This window comes from Caulobacter sp. SRI_008 (genome assembly GCF_057586355.1).
In genome coordinates this window covers 55489-74502 of the sequence record NZ_JBYCZS010000017.1, presented here as the reverse complement: position 1 = coordinate 74502, position 19014 = coordinate 55489, and the positions used below count along the sequence as shown (strand labels likewise).

Sequence of the window (19014 nt, the reverse complement as noted above, 5' to 3'; positions counted from 1 at the left end):
CGGGAAAGACGCTGGCGCCCCGCCTGTCAGGACAGGGAATTTTGTGAAGTTTCCGCGACGGGGTCAGCCGGCGCCTCACCGCGTGAGGACGAGGCCGCCCCCGCCTTCCCTGACCTTGAAGCCGTGGACGAGCGCCAGATTGCGCACCAGGGTGTCCGGATCGTCCATGCGGAAGCGCCCGGCCACGCGCTGGCGGGACAGATCCTCGCCCTCGACCACGATCGGCGTCGGCGAGGCCCGGTTCAGCCGTTCGACCAGCCGCGCCAGGGTGACCCCGTCGGTCTCCAGCCAGCCCGAGCGCCAGTCGTCGCCGGCCGGGTCGAAGGCCCGAACCTTGGACAGCCGTCCCTCGGTGGCGAAGGCCCGCTGGCCGACGGTCAGCTCGGCCGTGCGATGGATCAGCCCCTTGGGCGCCAGCCGCACGCGGCCGCGATGCACCGACAGCTCCACCCGTCCCGGGCCGCGTTCGTGGCTGAGCTCCAGGTCGAAGGCCGTGCCCAGCACCCGGGCCGAGCCCTCGGCGGTCTTCACCGTGAACGGCCGCGTCGCGTCATGGGCGACATCGAAGAAGGCCTCGCCCTGGGCCAGAGCGACCTCGCGACGTTGCGACCCCATCCGGACCGACAAACGCGTGCCGCCGTCCAGCGTCACCTTGGTGCCGTCGGCCAGGGCGACGGTGCGGTGCTCTCCCCTGCCCGTCTCGAAGACCGTGGGCGTCACGGTCATCAGTTGCAGTTGCGGCCAGGCGATCACGGCGGCCAGGGCGCAGGCGGCGACGAGGCCGCCGGTCAGGCCGGCAATCGGCCCAGCCCGACGGGCCCGCACCGCGCGGCGCTGTTCGCTCAGCGCCATGGCCTCGGACAGGGCCGCGTCCTGGCTGGTGGTCCACAACTGGTCGAAGGCCTGGGCGTTGGCGGCGTCTGCGGTCCGCCAGGCGGCGAAGCCGGCCTCGTCGCGGAAGGCCGGGTCCATCCGGCGGGCGGCCCAGAGGGCGGCGGTGCGGCGGGCGCGGCTCATCGGCGGCCTCCCGCGCGGCGCTCGGCCTTGGCCACTTCGCGATGCAGCTGCTCCAGCGCCCGCACCACGTGCTTCTCGACGGCGGCCTCGTTCATGGCCAGGGCCGCGGCGATCTCGCGCGTCGTCTGACCGTGCAGGCGGCGGCGGATGAACACGTCGCGGCGCAGCGGCGGCATGGCGTCCAGCACCTTGCCGAACACCTCGACCTTCTGGCGATGCATGAGGATCTGCTCCGGCGCGGGGGCTTGGCAGGGAATGTCGTCGTCCAGCGCCTCGACCGGCCGGCGCTTGCGGCTGCGGAAGTGGTCGCGGACCAGATTGAGGGCGATGCGATAGCCCAGCGCCGCGCGGTCGGCGACGGTGCGCGCCTTCTCGTAGGTCAGCAGCCGCGCGAAGGTCTCCTGCACCAGGTCGTCGGCCGCCGCCGGGTCGCGCGTGCGCCGGACGATGAAGTGATAGAGCTCGTCACGCTGGGCGCGCAGGCTGGCCAGGTCGGTCATGGCGCGACACGCCAAGCGCTAAGGGATGCGGGCTCCGGAAACATGGGCCGGCGCTAGCACGGCTTCATGACAGTTCTTCCCCCGCGCCCTCGGGAAAGAGGTCCGCCGCGATCGTCAGCACACGGGCAAAAGCACCGGGTGTGAATTCACCACGTGCGATGTTTCAAAGCTTTACAAACAATTGCAACTCTGACACGAGTCCAGCGCCACGCCAACCAGAGCGTGGATCGCCCGGTCGAAACCAGCCTCAGGGAGGGATTGGTGCTCGAGTCGTCGGTGTGCCCCAGCGTAGCGTCCCAGAGCGTAGATCTTCCGAGCACGGAGCCCGCGGACCTGCTGGTCACGGGCATCGGCGGAGCGACGCCCAAGGCCGCATCCGTGCTCAGCCAGGCCCTCGACATGCCTGTCGAGACGGTGGTCGACGCCCTCTATCGCGCCCCCGCCCGGCTGCTGGCCGGACTGCCGGCGGCCGACGCCGCGCATCTGGCCGGCGTCATCCGCACCCTGGGCGTCGAGGTGGCCGTGACCCCGGCCGGCCCCGCTCCGGCCCGCGCGCCGGCCGTGGATCTGGCCGGCGAGCTCATCGATCTCGACGCCGCCGACGCCGTCGGCCAGGTCCTGGGGCGCTTTCTCGGCATGGAGCCGAGCGTGGCCCTCGACCTGCTGCTGACCCCGCCGGGCGTGATCCTGGGCAATGTCACCGAGGCCACGGTCCGGGCGCTGGAAGCCGCCCTGCCCGCAGACGCCGTGCGCCTGACCGCCAGCCGCCCCGACACCGCCGGCTTCGCCCTCTTCGCCAGCGGCCTGTCGCCCCTGCAGGTCGGCATACTGCGCCCCCGCCTGCCGGCCGGTGCCGAGATCGCCGCCGGCGGTTCGGCCACCGTGTTCGACCTGACCCGCGGCGAGGCCGACGGCCTGTGGCGGCGGCTGAAGGCTCCCGAGCAGGTGCGGATCATCGACCAGGCCTTCCTGCGCTTTTCCATCGAACTGGTCGCCGCCCCGGACGACGCCGCCGAGGCGCTGGAGGCCCTGGCCGGCGTTCCGGTCGAGGACTACGACCTGCTGCGCCAGGCCCTGCCGGTTCCGATCGAGGCGGGCGTCGCCTTCGCCGATCTCGAAGACCGGATGGCCGCCTACGAGTCCGCCAACCTGCATGTCCGCGCCGAGCTGGAGACCTTCGCCCACCAGGCGCTCGACATCCTGTCGGCCCCGGCCGCCCTGCTCGCCGAGTTCGGCCTGGCCGGCCCCGCGCCGCTGGCCACCCCGCCGATGCCCCGCCCCCACGCCCGCCTGCTGCGCCATCGGCTGGAAGCGGCCGGCGCCGAGGTGCTGTTCGCCGAGACCGTCCGATGACCGGCCAGACCATGACCGCCCGTCCCGACGTCCATCGCCTGCACGCCGGCGTCGCCGAGGCCGGCAAGCTGCTGGCTTTGAAGGGCCGCCACGACGAGGCCCTGGCCAAGTATCGCGAGGCCCTGCGCCTGGCCCATGGCGTGCGCGCCCCGCAGATCTTCGCCCGCCACTACCTGCACTGCGTGCTCGAAAGCCTGGAGCGCACGGGCGCCCACGACCAGGCCGCGACCCTGGCCGGCGAGGCCGCCAGCAGCGCCGCCGCCGAGCTGGGCGACGGAACGCCCAGCGACTTCCAGCGCCGCGACCGCGCCTTCCTGCTGGAGCGCCTGGGCGTCAATCGGCTGAAGGCCGGCGACGTAGCCGGCGCCCGCGACGGCCTGGCCGCCGCCCTGGCCTTGGACGAAGGCCTGGGCCTGGCCCGCGACCTGCTCTCCTGGACCGCCCGGGGCCTCGGCGTCACCGCCGCCCGGCTGGCCGAGGCCCAGCGCGCCCACGGCTACTGGACCGTGCGCGCCGACACCGTCGATCGAACCCGCGTCTGTGAATCCCCCGTGTCGCCCCGGGAGCCGATGAGCAAGGAACCGATGCATGGCTGACGAGAACCCCATCGAGAAGATGACGCCCGGCCAGATCCTGGCCGACGCCAGCGTCGCCGAGTTCATCAAGGCCATGGGCCTGTCGATCGCCGACGCCCAGAAGGCGCTCGACCTCAACAGCCTGGCCCAGGTCGGCGAGTACGTGGAGCCCCGCCCGGGGCTGGGCGGCAAGAGCCTGCTGCAGCTGGGCCTGTCCCCGCCCTTCTACCACTACCAGCACGCCGACCTGACGGTCTCCATGCAGCTGACCATGAAGGTCGGCGAGGCCAGCGCCTTCGGCATCGGCGGCAAGCTGGACTTCGGCTTCGGCCAGGGCGGCCCGCAGTCCCCGGCCAACGCCCGCGAGGCCCAGATCACGCTGAAAAGCCTGCCCGCCAGCGTCACGGTGGACGGCGCCAAGACCGACGCGGCCGGCGCCGACCTGGAGTCCGCCGCCGAGGCCGTGGCCCAGAAGCTGCGCACCCCGGCCGGCAAGTTCGAGCGAGCCTATGTCGAGGCCCAGCACACCAAGGTGCAGTTCAAGCTCGATCCCGACACCGCCAAGAACCCGATCAAGACCGACAGCGGCGTGGCCTTCTACGGGGCCGGCGAGTCCAGCGTCGGGGTGATCCGCATCGTCGAGACTCCCACGGCCGGCGCCAGCGAGGACTTCGTCCTGGCCGCGGGCAAGACCGCCAACGTCAAGAGCCAGGCCAACGAACTGCTCTACGCCCGCGCCGTGGTCTCGGCGATCAACGCCCTGGGCGGCTTCAAGGCCAAGCTGCAGCGAGATCCGGTCGGCTCCACCCTGCCCGTCGGCGGCGGCACCCTGGGCATCGCCCTGTTCGACAGCGGCAGCTCGGTGCTCAAGCCCGCCGCCACCGAGGAGCTGGGCCTCCTGGCCCGCACCCTGCGCGACAGCGGCTCGGTGGTCGACGTCATCGGCTTCACCGACCGCGTCGCCTCGCAGGACTACAACATCAAGCTGGGCGAGGACCGCGCCAACGCGGTCGCCAACTACCTGAAGAGCAACGGCGTCCCCGCCGCCCAGATCCGCAAGGTCGAGACCAAGGGCGAGGACCGCTGGGTCGGCGCCACCGACGAGGTCTCCAACCAGCAGTTCCGCCGCGCCGAGGTGCTGCTGGCCGACTCCAACGACCTGCTGATCATCGTCGACTCCGCCGGAACCCAGCTGCAGGCGACGCCGACCCCGGACAAGACCGGCGGCAGCGCCAGCGGCAACGGCTTCATCATCGTCCGCCACTTCACGGCCCAGGCCGTCGACGCCACGGCGGTCAAGGTCGGGGCGTCCGACACCTCGGTGGCGATTAGCGGGGCTGCGGTCAATTCCGGCGGCTCGACCTTCGCCGGCGACACACCCGAGGCCTACGCCTTCAACCTGACCCGCGACGTCAACGCCGGCAGCGCCACCCACGGCGTGCGGGCCACGCGCCAGGGCGGGGTCGTCACCTTCGCCGACGCCAAGGACGTGGTGCTGATCAACCTGGTCACCCTGTCGGCCAACGACATCGCCCTGTCGGCCGCCGACGGCGCCAGCATCACCAAGGCCCTGGCTCCCATCGCGGCGGGTCCCACGGCCAGCGGCGACAAACCGAAGATCTCGGTCGCCGTCGGCCTGGCCGTCGACTACCGCACCAGCCGGCAGTTCGAGCAGTCGGTGAACGGCAACAGCAGCATCTCGGCCCGCATCGTCGCCGTGCCCGCGCCCGTCGAGTTCCTCGACGAGATCAAGACCTATCTGACGCCAGCCCCGACCCCGACGCCATGAGCGAAACCGCCGCCGTCACCCGGCAGCTGCTCTCCGCGCCGCTGCCGCAGATCATCGAGCGCCTGGGCGTCGCCATCGCCGAAGCCCAGGCCGCGCTCGACCGCAACAGCATCGCCACGGCCCAGGCCATGGCGACGACCGACATCGAGATTGGCGGCGAGACCCACAACCTGATCTCGCTGGGCTTCACGCCCACCTTCTACAGCTTCACCGAGGCGACGGTGGAGGCCAAGCTCTCGTTCAGCATGACCGAGAGCACCGAATTCGGCGTCTCGGCCGGCGCGACCGTCGGGGTCAACACCGGCTTCGTCATGGTCGCCGCCTCGGTCAACGTCAGTTACGCGCGCAAGTTCTCGGTCAGCGCCGAGGGCATGAGCTCGATCGCGGCCCGGCTGGTCAGCCTGCCGCCCCCCGAAATCCTCGAAAACCTGCTGCGCAGGATCAGCGAACCCACCACCGTTTAGGAAGGAGACGTCATGCCGTCGATCGGAAGAGAGCTGTTGAACGTCCCCATGGGGGACATGATCCGCCAGATGGCCTTCGCCATCGCGGAAGGCCAGATGAAGCTCGACGCCAACAGCATCGAGGTGGCCGAAATGATGGGCGGCCTGCAGGTCGTCACCGACGACGAAGGCAACCAGACCTTCGACGACAGCCGGATCTTCTTCGGCTACGACCTGATGACCGTCCAGCAGGCCGAGGCCTTCATCGCCACCGATGACGCGATCTCCGGCGGCAATATCGACGCCCTGTCCAAGGTCATCGCCAACCAGAAGAAGAACGCCCAGGACAACGGCGAGAGCCTCGACACCACCCTGATCCGGGTGCCGACCCGGCTGTCGATGCTGGAGCTGGGCTTCTCGCCCACCTTCTACCAGTTCGTCGACACGATCATCGAGGTGAAGATCGCCATCAAGTTCACCTACACCCGCGAGACCACCCGCTCGTCGCGCGACACCAACCAGACCAACACCAAGAGCAACAGCTTCTCGTTCAAGCTGTTCCGCGGCAAGTTCGGCTCCAGCAACACCACCCAGGTCTCGACCAGCCAGGTCGACGCCTCCTACTCGGCCAAGTACAGCTACACCGCCGAGGGCTCGAGCCTGCTGCGCACCAAGCTGGTGCCGATCCCGCCCCCGGCCATCCTGGAAGAGCGGATCCGTCGTCAGCTGGACGAGGAGATCGAGCGTCGCAAGCGCCTGCTCGACAAGTCGCTGGCCGAAAACAAGAACTAAACCCCGGACGGAGAACGTCCCATGAGCGTGGGTCAAGAACTGCTCGCCGTCCCCTTCCCGGAGATGGTCCAGCGCCTGGGCGTGGGCATAGCCACCGCCCAACTGCAACTCGACCTCGTGTCGCTGCGCATCGCCCGGCTGATGGCCGGCTACGACGAGGACGCGGACGAGGAAAAGGAAGGCGACGGCGCCAAGTCGAAGACCTATCTGGTCAAGTTCGGCGATGGCCAGGAATACAGCCTGCTGGAGCTCGGCTTCACGCCGACGTTCTATCAGTTCGTCGATACGGTGATCGAGCTGAAGATGTCGATCTCGTTCAAGTCCGAGACCGAGATCAAGCGCAGCAGCAGCAACACCTCGGTCAAGGCCGGGGGGCTGTGGACGCCGTTCGGCGGCGGCGGGGCGGTCAGCGCCAGCAGCGTCAGCGCCAGCTATGCGGCCAAGTACCAGTACAGCGCCGAGGGCTCGAGCCTGATGCGCACCAAGCTGGTGCCGATCCCGCCGCCGGCTCTGTTCGAGGAGCGCGTGCGCGGCCTGATCGAGCAGCGGCGCGCGGCCGAACAAGAAGGCTCCGGATGAGCGATCCGCCCTGGAAGGACGCCCTGCGCCGCGCCAAGGCGCCGTCTCCGGCCGCGCCGGCCCGCGCGGCCGCGCCCCGGTCTGCGTCGGCGTCTGCATCGACAGCCTCTCGCGGCGCCGATCCCTCGACCCTGTCGCCGAACCTGGCGCGGCTGATGGCCGAGCGGCAGGCGCTGGAGTCGCGGATGTCCCAGCTGACCGGCCAAGGCGGCCTGGGCGATCCGCGCTACGCCGTCACGCCGCTGGACCGCCGTCGCGCCGAGTTGGACCGCTGGGGCGCGGGGCGCGACGCCGCCCGCGGCGCCGCCGGCCCGCGACCGCCCTCTCATCCGCCCGCCCTGCCCCCGGCCCTGCGCGGCACGGCCGCCGACGCCCTGCGCGCGACGCCGGGCGAAGGCGTGCGCGGCACCCCGGGCGAACAGGTGCGGCCGACGCCCGGCGGCCTGCCGCCCGACCTGCGCAGGTTCACGCCTTCGGAAGTGTTCGAACGCGCCCCCGCCTCGCCGCGCGAGGCGGCGTGGGAGCGTCCCGCCGCGGCGGCCCGCGAAGCCCCCTGGGAACGCCTGGCCTCACGCCGGGAGGCCGATCCGCTGGCCGAGCCCTCGCGGCGGTTGGCCTCGCTGGGCCAGGCCGGCCGTAGCCTGCGCGACGCCGGCCGGGCCCTGACCGGTCCCGACGAGCGCCCTCGCCCCACGGCCGCCGCCAGCGACCCGCTCGACCGCCGCCTGGCCAAGGCTCGCGACATGGTCAGCCGGGGCCGCAAGGCCTACGCCGCCGCCGAACGCGCCCTCGACGGCGCCCGCGACGCCATCCCCAAGGACTGGGTCGAAAAGGCGCGCGAGAAGATCCCGGGCCTCGGCCGCGCCGACCCCTATGTCCGCGAGACGGCGCGCAAGCTGGCCGTCGGCGTCGGCACGGTGAGCGAATATATCGACTACGCCGAGAAGGCCGACCGCATGCGCGAGATGGCCAGCGACGTGCGCGAGCTGAAGGAAGCCGACGAGGCCCGCGACGACGCCCGCCGCGACCGCGCCCTGGAAAAACTGAAGGCCAAGCGCGCCGAAGGATCCCGCGACAGTTCCGAGGGAGGCGACTGATGACGACCGAAAGCCGCTTCGTCGGCAATTCGATCGAGGAGTTGCTGGTGGCTCTGGCCGAGGGCGTGCGCGAGGCCCAGCTGGCCCTGAACGCCGGCCCGCGCGTCGACGCTTCCGGCGCGCCGCTGGGCGGCTACCAGCTGCCGTTCCTCGACTTCTCGATCAAGGTCGACATGCAGACCAAGGCCGACGCCGGCGGCCGGCCGGTGGCCCTGCTGTTCACCGCCCGCGACCAGAGCTCCAGCAACCAGCAGGTCAGCAGCACGATCAGCGGCCGGCTGGTGGCCACCCCGCCCGGCGAGGGCCTGCCGACGCCGCGCATCGCCTTCGTCGTCGGCCAGAACATCGGCGGCAAGGCGACCCTGTCGATCACCGTCGCCAACAGCGCCGGCGAGGTGCTGGCCGACCAGCCCGTCGAGCTCAACATCGACGACGAGGCCGGCGCCACCCTGTCGGCCGCGCGCGGCGCGGCCAACTACAAGCGCCAGGCCGGCACGCGCCTCGACCAGGCCCTGCTGCGCACCGACGCCTCGGGCAAGGCCGCGACCACCCTGTCGATCGCCGCCAAGGAGCCGGCCCGCGCCGTCGTCGTGGTCGTCGCCTCGATTGGCGCGTTCAATGCGCGGGCCGTCGTCGGTCTGGAGGAAGTGGGATGAGCACGGCCTTCACCTGGAGCGCCAGGCTGACCGACGCCGACGGCAAGCCGGCCGTCGGGGCGAGCCTGGACGTCCAGCTGTTCGACCTGAAGACCAACGCCTGGGCCGCCGTCTCCAGCGCCAAGACCGACGCCGACGGCCTGGCGAGGGGAACCGGCGCGATCGCCGACGACACCCTGCCCTTCGCCCCCGCATTCCGGCTGGTCGAGGGCGCGGCGGCGATGTCGGTCAGCCCCGAGTTCGGCCGCGCCGCGCGCGGCGGCGGCCTGACCATCGACTTTGGCCAGGTGCGCCGCCTGGCGGTCGAGGAGAAGGTCGTGGCCCGCACCACGGTCGCCGCCCGGGTGCTGCGCGCCGGAACGGTGATCACGCCCGTCGGCGGCGTCATCGCCACCGACAGCCCCGCCGCCCGGGATGTCGCCGACCGCGACAAGCAGCTGGCCGACAAGGACGCCGAGATCGCCACCCTGCGCTCGGCCAAGGTCGACGTCGCCGCCGTCCGCGCCCAGGCGGCCGAGGAGACCACCAAGACTTTCACCGCCCGGCTCGTCCAGCGCGACCAGGACCTGGCCGATCGCGACCGCCAGCTGGCCGACCGTTCCCGCATCGTCACCGAGCAGCAGAGCGAGATCACCCGCCTGCGCGGCGTGGTCGCCACCCAGGAGACGGCGGCGACCCAGGCGGCTGCCGCCGCCGCTGCGGCCCAGGCCGCGGCCGCCGCGCGCCCCGCGACGCCCGGACGCCTCGCCGCCGACGCCACGGGCGCGACCACCGCCACGACGCCGCTGAGGCTGCGCAGCGTCGCCGTCACGGATCTGGCCACCACCATGGCCACCCAGCTGGACGACGCCCAGATCACCCTGAAGCCGCGCGGCTTCTCGCTGGGCGCCATCCAGGTCAACGCCAAGGTCCTGCTGCAGGACGCCGGCGCCGTGCAGCTGATCGACGCCGACACGGCCCGGGACCTCAAGCAGGACGTGCTCAGCGACGTCAAATTCCAGTTCATCCCCGAAAAGCCGGCCGACGACAGCAGCGGCCCGCGCGCGCCCGACGTGCTGCAACTGACCGAGAGCGCCGCGCGACGGGTGCTGACCTCGATCGGCCTGGTGCTAGAAGCCAGCGTCGGCCCCCACGCGCTCAATCCGGCCGTCGCCCCCGGCCAGGCCATGGTGCAGTCGCCCACGGCCGGCTCGGTCGTCGCCCGTGGGGCGCGGGTGATGGTGATCTTCGCCGCCGCCGACGAACAGGGAGCCTGACATGGCCCAGGACGCCTCCGAACTGCTCAGCGAAAGCCTGGCGACGCCCTTGGGCGAAGTGATCGCCGCCGTCGGCCGGGGCGTGGCCGAGGCCCAGGCGGCGCTCGACCAGGGCTCGCTCAACGCCAGCCTGGCCATCTACGAGGCCGACGGCGACGAGGGCCTGGAGATGCTGCGCTCGATCGGCTACCAGCCCACCTTCTACGTCCTGCCCGAGACCACCTGCGAGGTGCAGGTCTCGATGCGGATCGGCGGCACGGGCGGCGCCGACGGCAGCGCCGGAACGACCGGCCGCGGCGGCGCCATCGGCCAGGCCCGCACCTATGTCACTCCGGTCGATGCGGCCTTCCAGCAGCGCTACGGCTTCCAGGCCAGCGGCGCGGCCAAGCTGACCTTCAAGATCGTGCCCGTCCCCGCCCCGGCCGCCCTCGACGACGCCGCGCCGATGCCCGAGGTACGCGGCCTGACCGGCGCCGACGCCGTCGCCCTGATGGCGACCCGGGGGCTGGCGGCCGAGTTCGTCGACGCCAAGGGCCAGGCGGTCGCCACCGCCGACGCCGCCAAGCTGACGGTCAAGACCCAGGACGCCCCGCCCCGCGCCCTGGTCCGCACCACCAATGCGGTGATCCTGGGCCTGGGCTGACACCCTTGATTGAAGCCAGCCTTGATTGAAGCAGGCGCGGCGGCCACCCTTGCGCCATGCTCAAGCTGACGCCCGTCCTGCAGATGAATCCCGGCCCCGCCTACGCCTGGGCGCCGGACTATGCCCCGTACCAATGGGTGGACCTGACGGGAGACGCCGCCGACGCCGACGTGACCAACGCCGTGGCCGCTCTCGCCTGCTACGGCGACGAGCCCGAGGGCGAGACCCTGGAACAGGTCCTGCGGTCTATGATGGCCAAGGAAAGCAGGGTCGTGGCCGGCGGCCTGCGCGCCGAGCGCGACGGCGTGATCATCGAACCCGGCTGCTGCTGCGGTCTGGAAAGCTGGCGGGAGTGGTTCGGCGTCAAGCCGGGCGGCGACTCGCCCTGGCTGGGCCACGACCCCGACGCCTATGTCGAGTGCGCGACGGAGCGGGCGATCATCCACGCCGACGCCGCGCCGGACGCCGAGGCCATCGCCGTCGACTACGCCGAACTGTCGGCGGCCCGGATCGCCGCCGACACGACCTTCACCGGTTTCGTCCGCCGGCTTCAGGACTGGCTGACCCGCCACGCGCCGGGCGCGGCGGGCTTCGCCGACTATTTCATCGAGCAGTTCGACGTCTCGCCGCCGCTCGACGACCGATAGGCCTCAGGGAACCTCGGCTTCCGTCAGCGGCGGCGCCTCGACGCCCTTGGCCAGCAGGCTCGTGCGGCGGCTGTAGAGCAGGTAGACGACCAGGCCGATGGCGTTCCAGCCGGCGAAGCGCAGCAGGGTGCCGACCGGCAGGCTGACCATGAAGTAGAGGCAGCCGACCACCGCCAGCGGCGCGACGATCCACACCGCCGGGCAGCGGAACAGGCGCGGCAGGTCCGGACGGGTCTTGCGCAGAACCATCACGCAGACGGCGACGCAGATGAAGGCCAGCAGGGTGCCGGCGTTCGACAGCTCGGCGATCTGGTCCAGCGGCAGGAAACCGCCGACCAGGGCCACGACCACGCCGGTGATCAGGGTCAGGCGCACCGGCGCGTGGTTGGCGCTGAGCTTGCCCAGCGCCTTCGGCAGCAGCCCGTCGCGGGCCATGACGAAGAACACCCGGGTCTGGCCGTACATCATCACCAGGATGACGCTGGGCAGGGCCAGGATGGCGGCCACGGCGATGGCCACGGCGGCGACCGGGTGCTGCAGCGAGCGCAGGATGAAGGCCAGGGGCTCGCCCGACTTGGCGAACTCGGCATAGGGCCAGGCCCCCACGGCACAAGCGGCCACGATCATGTAGATCACCGTGCAGATCAGCATCGAGCCGATGATGCCGATGGTCAGGTCGCGCTTGGGGTTCTTGACCTCCTCGGCCGAGGTCGAGACCGCGTCGAAACCGAAGAAGGCGAAGAACACGATGGCGGCGGCCGCCATCACCCCGCGCGGATGGCCGCCCTCGGTGTGGGAGACGAAGCCGTAGGGCATGAAGGGGTGGAAGTTGGCGGCCTTGATCGCGCCGATGGTCAGGACCACGAACACCGCCAGGGCGATGATCTTGATGATCACCAGCACGATGTTGACCGTGGCGCTCTCGCGCGCGCCCTTGGCCAGCAGGGCTGTCACCGCCACGGTGATCAGCACCGCCGGCAGGTTGATGATCCCGCCCGCGTGCGGTCCGGCCAGCAGTTCGGGCGGCAGCATGATGCCGACGCTCTTCAGCAGGCCGACCATGTAGCCCGACCAGCCGACGGCCACGGCCGCGCAGGTGACGGCGTATTCGAGCACCAGGCTCCAGCCGACGATCCAGGCCAGGCCCTCGCCCAGCACCGAATAGGCATAGGTGTAGGCGCTGCCCGCCGCCGGGATCAGGGTGGCGACCTCGGCATAGGCCAGGGCGGCGAACACGCAGAGCACGCCGCAGGCGGCGAAGGCCAGGATCACCGCCGGCCCGGCGCGCTCGGCCCCGATGCCGGTCAGGGTATAAATCCCCGTGCCGATGATGGCGCCGATGCCCAGCGCCAGAAGGTGCGGCCAGCTGAGCGTGGGCTTGAGCCTATGGCCCGCGTCCACCGCCACGATCGCGTCGAGCGCCTTGCGGCGCGTCCAGAAGCTCATTCGATCCCCCTTACAGGAACTCCGCGCCGCACTCCTCCCGGCGCCGCGGAGACATTGGCCAAATCAGAACTCGAAGCGTCTCCCGATCAGGCCTTCAGGCCGAACGGGTCGTCGATTGACGGCGAAGGCGGCGTGAACCAGGCCGCGCCGTCCTCTGTGACGTGAAAATGATCTTCCAGGCGCACGCCGAAGCGGCCCGGAACGACGATCATCGGCTCGTTGGAGAAGCACATGCCCGGCGCCAGCGGCGTGGAATCGCCGCGCACCAGATAGGGCCCCTCGTGGATCGACAGGCCGATGCCGTGGCCGGTGCGGTGCGGCAGGCCCGGCAGGGCGTAATCGGGACCCAGGCCATGGCGCTCCAGCACCTGGCGGGCGACGGTGTCGATCACCTCGCACGGCAGGCCGGGCTTCACCGCGTCGAAGGCCGCGGCCTGGGCCTCGTGCTCGATCTCCCAGATCCGCCGGTGCTCCGCGTCCGGCTCGCCAAACACATAGGTGCGGGTGATGTCGGCCTGATAGCCCTCGACCTGGCAGCCGGTGTCGATCAGCACCAGATCGCCCTGCGCCAGTTCCTGGTCGCCGGGCAGGCCGTGCGGATAGGCCGTGGCCTCGCCAAACTGCACGGCGCAGAAGGTCGAGCCGGTCGTGCCGGCCGCGCGATGGGCCTCGTCGATGAAGCGCTTGACCTCACTGGCCTTGACGCCCGGCGCCAGCACCGCGCCCGCGCGGCGGTGGACATCGAGGGTGATGGCCTTGGCGTAGCGCATCAGGGCCAGTTCGGCCGGCGACTTCACGCCCCGGCAGCCGTCGACCACCGCCGTGGCGTCCTTGACCGACAGCGACGGCGCGACCGTCTTCAGCGACGAATAGAGCAGGAATGGCGCGGCCGGATCGAGCGCCAGGGTGTCGACGCCGACCTCGGCCAGGCAGCGGGCGACCAGGGCGGCGGGGCTTTCGTGCTCCTGCCACAGGCGGATCTCGACCTCGATCTTCAGATCGGCCTGCAGCGAACCCAGCTCGAAGCCCGGGCAGATCATCAGCGGCGCGCCGCTGACCGGCAGCAGCAGGGCCACCAGCCGCTCGGTCGCGCCCCACGGCACGCCGGTGAAATAGCGCAAAGACGCCCCCGCCCCGATCAGCAGGGCGTCGGCGCCCAGCGCGCGGGTCAGCCCCCTCGCCTTCTCCAGCCGGGCCTCGTACTCGGCCGCCGTGATCGCCGGCGGGCGGCCGGCGCGCGGCGAAAGGTCGGCCAGTTCGGCGGCCATGGTCGAAACGCCCACGCCCAGGGTCATGCGGTAGTCCTCGTCTTGCCGCGCCCGGAGGCGAAGCGATCTATGTCGAAAGCGGAGAGATCCGGCGCCTGGCCGGCAATCAGGCTAGCCACGATCTCGCCGGTGGTCGCCGCCAGGGTCAGGCCCAGATGCTGATGCCCGAAGGCATAATAGAGATTGTCGGCTCGCGTGCTGGCGCCGATGGCCGGCAGATAGTCCGGCAGGGTCGGCCGCGCGCCAGACCACTGGGCGACCTCGCCGTGCAGCTTGATCCCCAGCGCGTCCAGGTGGCCGCGCAGACGGTCCCACTTCATCGGATCGGGCGGCGAGCCCTCGCGGCAGAACTCGACGAAGCTGGCGGCCCGCAGGCGGTCGCCGAAACGGGTCAGGATCAGCGAGCGGTCCTCGAACACCACCGGCGGCAGGCCGACCCAGTCGCCCGCCCCGCCTTCCAGGTGATAGCCGCGCTCGGCGATGATCGGGGCGACATGGCCAAGGCTGCGCATCAGCGCCCCCGAACCGACGCCGCCGGTCACCAGGATCTGGCCGGCGGCGATGCGCTCGCCCCCCTCCAGCACGATCTGCGCGAACCGGCCGCTGGGCGCCAGGCGCGAGACGCCGGCCGTCAGCCGCCGTCCGCCCGCCGCCTCGAAGGCTTCGCCGAGCAGCTTCAGAACCTGGCCGGGATCGCTGACCTGGGCCGAGCCCTCGAATCGCGCCCCGCCCGCCAGCGGCGTGGAGACCTGCCGGCCCACGCGCCGCAGGGTCGGTTCGTCGAGGGGAGCCAGTTTTGTCTGGCCGATGTCGGCCGCGCTCCAGGCGGCCATACCCTTGCGGGCGGTCTCCTGGCTTTCCCAGACCACGACGTGGCCCTGCTCGATGACGAGATCGGGCCGCTCGACCGAGGCCGCCAGCCGCTTCCAGGCCGGCAGGGCGTCGGTCAGCAGGCCGCTCAGCGCGGCCCGGCCGCGCGCCGCGCCGTCCGGCGTGCTCGCGCGGATATAGCGCGCCGCCCAAGGCATCCAGGCGGCGGCGTCGACGAGTCGGAAATCCAAGGCCCCGCCAAGGGCGAACAGCCGCCGGGGAGCCGAGGCCAGGGCCGCCGGCGAGGCCAGCGGCTCGACCTGTTCCACCGCGATGTGGCCGGCGTTGCCATAAGAAGCCGGAGGCGGATCACGCCGCGGATCGATCAGCAGCACATCCTCGCCCGCGCGCCGCAGAGCCAGCGCGCAGATCGTGCCCACGATCCCGCCTCCGATAACCGCCGTTCCTGCCGCCTTCATCGTCGGGCTTTACCCTCGCACTCAATATCGTATACGGTAGACAAATCAGCAGGAGGCGCAAGCACTATGAGTTCCATGCGTTGGTCGGGCGTGTTTCCCGCCGCTACCACTCAATTCAAGTCCGATCTCTCGATCGATTACGACGCCAGCCAACAGGTGCTGGATAACCTCGTCCGCGACGGCGTGCACGGCCTTGTCGTGCTGGGCACCTGCGGCGAAAACAACTCGCTGGAAGCCGACGAAAAGCGCAGCCTGCTCAAGGCCGCCGTCGAGGTCGTCGCCGGCCGCGTGCCGATCATCGTCGGCTGCTCGGAGCTGACCACGCCCCGCGCCGCGGCCTTCGCCAAGGACGCCGAGACCATCGGCGCCAACGCCCTGATGGCGCTGCCGGCCATGGTCTACGTGCCGACCGAAGCCGAGCTGGAAGCCCACTTCCGCACGGTCGCCCGGGCCTCTGGCCTGCCGATCATGCTCTACAACAACCCGCCGGCCTATCGCGCGGCCATCAGCCTGGGCGTCCTGGAACGTCTGGCCGACGAGCCGACCGTCGTGGCGGTCAAGGAAAGCGCGCCCGACACCCGCCGCTTCACCGACCTGGCCCGCGCCTTCGGCGACCGCTTCATCCTGATGGCCGGCCTCGACGACGTCGCGCTGGAAGGCCTGCTGCTGGGCGCCAAGGGTTGGGTCTCGGGCCTGACCAGCGCCTTCCCGCAGGAATCGGTGGCCCTGGTCGCGGCCGTCGACGCCGGCGACCTGGACACCGCCCGCAGCATCTACCGCTGGTTCATGCCGCTGCTGCACCTCGACGCCGAGCACGACCTCGTCCAGTCGATCAAGCTGGCCGAGGAGATCATGGGTCGCGGTTCCGAGCGCGTGCGCATGCCCCGCCTGCCCCTGGCCGGCGCCCGCCGCGCCCAGGTCGTCGCCATGGTCGAGGAAGCCGCCGCCACCCGGCCGGTGCTTTCCAAGGCCGAAGCGGCCTGACGTAACGTTGCGTGGTCCTCGCCCTCGACGAGCTCAGGGTGAGGACCATTTTTCAGACCGAGCAGTAGAAAACCTCATCCTGAGCTTGTCGAAGGACGAGGTTTTCGCTCCCCTCCGGCGGGTCAGCTTCTAGAGATCAAGTCCATGCGTCACACGTTCTTCTGCATCGACGGCCACACCGCCGGCAATCCCGTGCGTCTGGTCGCCGGGGGCGCGCCGCTGCTGAGCGGCGCCAGCATGAGCGAGCGCCGCCAGGACTTCCTCGCCCGCTTCGACTGGATCCGCACCGGCCTGATGTTCGAGCCGCGCGGCCACGACATGATGTCGGGCGGCTTCCTCTATCCGCCCACCCTGCCCGACTGCGACGCGGGCATCCTGTTCATCGAGACCAGCGGCTGCCTGCCCATGTGCGGCCACGGCACGATCGGCATGGTCACCTTCGCGCTGGAGAACGGCCTGGTCACCCCGCGCGAGCCGGGCAAGCTGCGTCTGGAGGTTCCGGCCGGCGTCATCGACATCGCCTATGAGACCGAAGGCGACAAGGTCACGTCGGTGAAGATCCGCAACGTCGCCAGCTACCTGGCCGAGACCGGCGTCGAGATCGACGTTCCCGGCTTTGGTCCGCTGACCATCGACGTCTCCTACGGCGGCAACTTCTACGCCATCGTCGAACCGCAAGGCGCCTACAGGGGCGTCGACGCGCTGGGCGCGGCCGAGATCCTGCGCCTGAGCCCGATCATCCGCACCCTGGTGCGCGAGAAGCTCGAGCCGGTGCATCCGCTCGATCCCACCATCCGCGGCGTCAGCCACGTGCTTTGGGCCGACGCCCCCGCCAGCGACGGCGCCGATGGCCGCAACGCGGTGTTCTACGGCGACCGCGCCATCGACCGCAGCCCCTGCGGCACCGGCACCTCGGCCCGTCTGGCCCATCTGCACGCCAAGGGCCGACTGAAGGTCGGCGACGCCTTCGTGCACGAAAGCTACATCAAGAGCCGCTTCATCGGCCGGGTGGAGGCCGAGACCACCCTGGGCGACCGCCAGGCGATCATTCCCTCGGTTCAGGGCTCGGCGATCGCCACGGGGTTCAACACCATCTGGATCGATCGCGCCGACCCGTTCTGGGCAGGATTCCAGGTCATTTGAAATGACCCAGGTTTAATCCGAGCCACCTGATAATCTGGTATAGGGAGGCCCTCTCGGCGCGGGGGGCGCCGACCCAGGGGTTATAGTTCGCAGCTCATGAGCATCGTCGTCCGCACCCTGTCCGACCAGACGTACGAGATCGTACGTCGACGTATTCTCACCGGCGCCATGCCGCCGGGCGCGGCCGTGCGGCAGGACACCATCGCCGGCGAGCTCGGCGTCTCCAAGATCCCGCTGCGCGAGGCGCTCAGCCGCCTGGAGCAGGACGGCCTGCTCAACTCCTACCCCAACCGCGGCTACGTGGTGCGGCCGGCCTCCACCGAGGAGGCCAGCGAGGTCTTCGCCCTGCGCCTGAAGCTGGAGCCGGGCGCCACCGCCGAAGCCTCCCGCAAGGCCGGCCCCGAGGACCACGTCCGCGCCGAAGCCGCGCTGGCCGCCCTGGAAACCGAGCTGGGCAAGCCCGACGGCGACCACGTGGCCTTCAACCACGCCTTCCACATGTCGCTGGTCCGCCCGGGCGGCCACATCACCAGCCAGCTGGTCGAGCGCCTGCAGATCCTGTCGGAGCGCTACGTGCGCATCCACCTGGAGCCCTTCGGCCGCGACGAACGCGCCAGCCGCGAGCACCGCCAGATCCTCGAAGCCTGGAAGGCCGGCGACGCCGCCACCGTCGAGGCCGTGGTCGCCGAGCACATCCAAGGCACGCTCGACGACCTGCGCCAGCAGCTGGCGGCTTAAGCTCCCCTCCCTCTACGCCGCCCGCCGCGTGTAGAGGAACTCGATCACCGCCGCCCGGGCGTGGACGTACGAAGCATCCTCCGCCACGGCCAGGCGGTCGCGCGGCCGGGCCAGATCCACCGGGCGCACCTCGCCGATCGTCGCGCGCGGGCCGTTGGTCATCATCACGATCCGATCCGACAGCAGCACCGCCTCGTCGACGTCGTGGGTGACCATCAGCACAGTGTTGTTCAAGGTCGCCTGGATCTCCATGACGCTGTCCTGCAGGTGGGCGCGGGTCAGGGCGTCCAGCGCCCCGAACGGCTCGTCCAGCAGCAGCACCTTGGGCTGCATGGCCAGCGCCCGGGCGATGCCGACCCGCTGCTTCATGCCGCCCGAGATCTCCGCGGGCCGCTTGTCCTTGGCGTGGGTCATCTTGACCAGTTCGAGATTGTGCAGCGTCCAGTCGCGGCGCTCGGCCGCCGACTTCTTGCCGCCGAACACCTTGTCGACCGCCAGCTGCACGTTCTCGCGCACCGACAGCCACGGCAGCAGCGAGTGGTTCTGGAACACCACCGCCCGCTCCGGCCCCGGCGCGCTGACGGCCTCGCGGTCGAGGATCACCGCCCCGGTCGTGGCCGGCACGAGACCCGCCACCACGTTCAGCAGGGTGGACTTGCCGCAGCCCGAATGGCCGATGATCGAGACGAACTCGCCCTTGTCGACCTGCAGCTCGACGCCGCGCAGCACTTCGGAAGCGCCCGCGCCATGCCCGAAGGTGACGCAGAGGTTCTCGATGGAGAGATAGGCCTTGCCCATG

General features: G+C 71.0%; 20 protein-coding genes. 14 read left to right on the top strand and 6 right to left on the bottom strand.

Features of this window, described 5'->3' with window-relative positions; genetic code table 11:
• Positions 1–75: 75 nt before the first annotated feature.
• Both AC2YHT_RS16135 and AC2YHT_RS16130 read right to left on the bottom strand, forming a co-directional pair.
• Positions 76–1017, bottom strand: a complete 942-nt coding sequence (locus AC2YHT_RS16135; RefSeq protein WP_487290798.1) for a FecR family protein — start codon at positions 1015–1017, stop codon at positions 76–78.
• Positions 1014–1517, bottom strand: a complete 504-nt coding sequence (locus AC2YHT_RS16130; RefSeq protein WP_110119698.1) for an RNA polymerase sigma factor — start codon at positions 1515–1517, stop codon at positions 1014–1016. The genes AC2YHT_RS16135 and AC2YHT_RS16130 overlap by 4 nt, the downstream gene beginning before the upstream one ends.
• A 261-nt stretch (positions 1518–1778) precedes the next feature.
• Here AC2YHT_RS16130 and AC2YHT_RS16125 point away from each other — a divergent pair, with 261 nt between their 5' ends.
• From AC2YHT_RS16125 to AC2YHT_RS16075, 11 genes are read left to right on the top strand one after another with little or no spacing between them, the layout of a single operon-like run.
• Complete coding sequence (locus AC2YHT_RS16125; protein ID WP_487290797.1) at positions 1779–2870, top strand: hypothetical protein; 1092 nt, start codon at positions 1779–1781, stop codon at positions 2868–2870.
• On the top strand, positions 2867–3466 hold the full coding sequence (locus AC2YHT_RS16120; protein ID WP_487290796.1) for a hypothetical protein: 600 nt from the start codon (positions 2867–2869) through the stop codon (positions 3464–3466). The genes AC2YHT_RS16125 and AC2YHT_RS16120 overlap by 4 nt, the downstream gene beginning before the upstream one ends.
• Positions 3459–5234, top strand: coding sequence for an OmpA family protein (locus tag AC2YHT_RS16115; RefSeq protein WP_487290795.1), 1776 nt, complete (start codon positions 3459–3461; stop codon positions 5232–5234). Before AC2YHT_RS16120 ends, AC2YHT_RS16115 begins: the two co-directional genes overlap by 8 nt.
• The gene (locus tag AC2YHT_RS16110; RefSeq protein WP_487290794.1) at positions 5231–5698 is read left to right on the top strand and encodes a hypothetical protein; all 468 of its coding nucleotides are present in this window, start codon (positions 5231–5233) and stop codon (positions 5696–5698) included. The genes AC2YHT_RS16115 and AC2YHT_RS16110 overlap by 4 nt, the downstream gene beginning before the upstream one ends.
• Before the next feature lie 36 nt (positions 5699–5734).
• Positions 5735–6469, top strand: coding sequence for a hypothetical protein (locus AC2YHT_RS16105; RefSeq protein WP_487290793.1), 735 nt, complete (start codon positions 5735–5737; stop codon positions 6467–6469).
• A gap of 21 nt (positions 6470–6490) precedes the next feature.
• On the top strand, positions 6491–7048 hold the full coding sequence (locus AC2YHT_RS16100) for a hypothetical protein (RefSeq protein WP_487290792.1): 558 nt from the start codon (positions 6491–6493) through the stop codon (positions 7046–7048).
• Positions 7045–8145 (top strand): hypothetical protein, encoded by a 1101-nt coding sequence (locus AC2YHT_RS16095; protein WP_487290791.1) that lies wholly within the window; start codon positions 7045–7047, stop codon positions 8143–8145. Before AC2YHT_RS16100 ends, AC2YHT_RS16095 begins: the two co-directional genes overlap by 4 nt.
• Positions 8145–8801: a hypothetical protein gene (locus AC2YHT_RS16090; RefSeq protein ID WP_487290790.1), complete on the top strand. Its 657-nt coding sequence runs from the start codon at positions 8145–8147 to the stop codon at positions 8799–8801. The genes AC2YHT_RS16095 and AC2YHT_RS16090 overlap by 1 nt, the downstream gene beginning before the upstream one ends.
• Positions 8798–10057 (top strand): PASTA domain-containing protein, encoded by a 1260-nt coding sequence (locus tag AC2YHT_RS16085; RefSeq protein WP_487290789.1) that lies wholly within the window; start codon positions 8798–8800, stop codon positions 10055–10057. Before AC2YHT_RS16090 ends, AC2YHT_RS16085 begins: the two co-directional genes overlap by 4 nt.
• A gap of 1 nt (position 10058) precedes the next feature.
• Positions 10059–10700: a hypothetical protein gene (locus AC2YHT_RS16080; protein WP_487290788.1), complete on the top strand. Its 642-nt coding sequence runs from the start codon at positions 10059–10061 to the stop codon at positions 10698–10700.
• A 56-nt stretch (positions 10701–10756) separates the two neighbouring features.
• Positions 10757–11347, top strand: coding sequence for a hypothetical protein (locus AC2YHT_RS16075; RefSeq protein ID WP_487290787.1), 591 nt, complete (start codon positions 10757–10759; stop codon positions 11345–11347).
• A gap of 3 nt (positions 11348–11350) precedes the next feature.
• On the opposite strand, the gene AC2YHT_RS16070 is transcribed toward AC2YHT_RS16075, so the two are convergent.
• The 3 genes from AC2YHT_RS16070 to AC2YHT_RS16060 all read right to left on the bottom strand — a co-directional run bounded on the left by AC2YHT_RS16070 (position 11351) and on the right by AC2YHT_RS16060 (position 15350).
• Positions 11351–12793, bottom strand: coding sequence for an amino acid permease (locus AC2YHT_RS16070; protein ID WP_487290786.1), 1443 nt, complete (start codon positions 12791–12793; stop codon positions 11351–11353).
• Between the two features lie 86 nt (positions 12794–12879).
• Positions 12880–14088 carry a M24 family metallopeptidase gene (locus AC2YHT_RS16065; protein ID WP_487290785.1) on the bottom strand — a complete coding sequence of 403 codons (1209 nt, stop codon included), beginning with the start codon at positions 14086–14088 and terminating at the stop codon, positions 12880–12882.
• Positions 14085–15350 carry an NAD(P)/FAD-dependent oxidoreductase gene (locus tag AC2YHT_RS16060; protein WP_487290784.1) on the bottom strand — a complete coding sequence of 422 codons (1266 nt, stop codon included), beginning with the start codon at positions 15348–15350 and terminating at the stop codon, positions 14085–14087. Before AC2YHT_RS16060 ends, AC2YHT_RS16065 begins: the two co-directional genes overlap by 4 nt.
• Positions 15351–15416: 66 nt before the next feature.
• Between AC2YHT_RS16060 and AC2YHT_RS16055 the strand changes: the two genes are divergently transcribed.
• The 3 genes from AC2YHT_RS16055 (at position 15417) to AC2YHT_RS16045 (ending at position 18215) form a co-directional block, all read left to right on the top strand.
• Positions 15417–16334 carry a dihydrodipicolinate synthase family protein gene (locus AC2YHT_RS16055; RefSeq protein ID WP_487290783.1) on the top strand — a complete coding sequence of 306 codons (918 nt, stop codon included), beginning with the start codon at positions 15417–15419 and terminating at the stop codon, positions 16332–16334.
• 144 nt (positions 16335–16478) lie between these two features.
• The gene (locus tag AC2YHT_RS16050; RefSeq protein WP_487290782.1) at positions 16479–17477 is read left to right on the top strand and encodes a 4-hydroxyproline epimerase; all 999 of its coding nucleotides are present in this window, start codon (positions 16479–16481) and stop codon (positions 17475–17477) included.
• A 96-nt stretch (positions 17478–17573) separates the two neighbouring features.
• Positions 17574–18215: a GntR family transcriptional regulator gene (locus tag AC2YHT_RS16045; protein ID WP_110119035.1), complete on the top strand. Its 642-nt coding sequence runs from the start codon at positions 17574–17576 to the stop codon at positions 18213–18215.
• Between the two features lie 12 nt (positions 18216–18227).
• On the opposite strand, the gene AC2YHT_RS16040 is transcribed toward AC2YHT_RS16045, so the two are convergent.
• The gene (locus tag AC2YHT_RS16040) at positions 18228–19013 is read right to left on the bottom strand and encodes an ABC transporter ATP-binding protein (RefSeq protein WP_487290781.1); all 786 of its coding nucleotides are present in this window, start codon (positions 19011–19013) and stop codon (positions 18228–18230) included.
• Position 19014 lies beyond the last annotated feature (1 nt).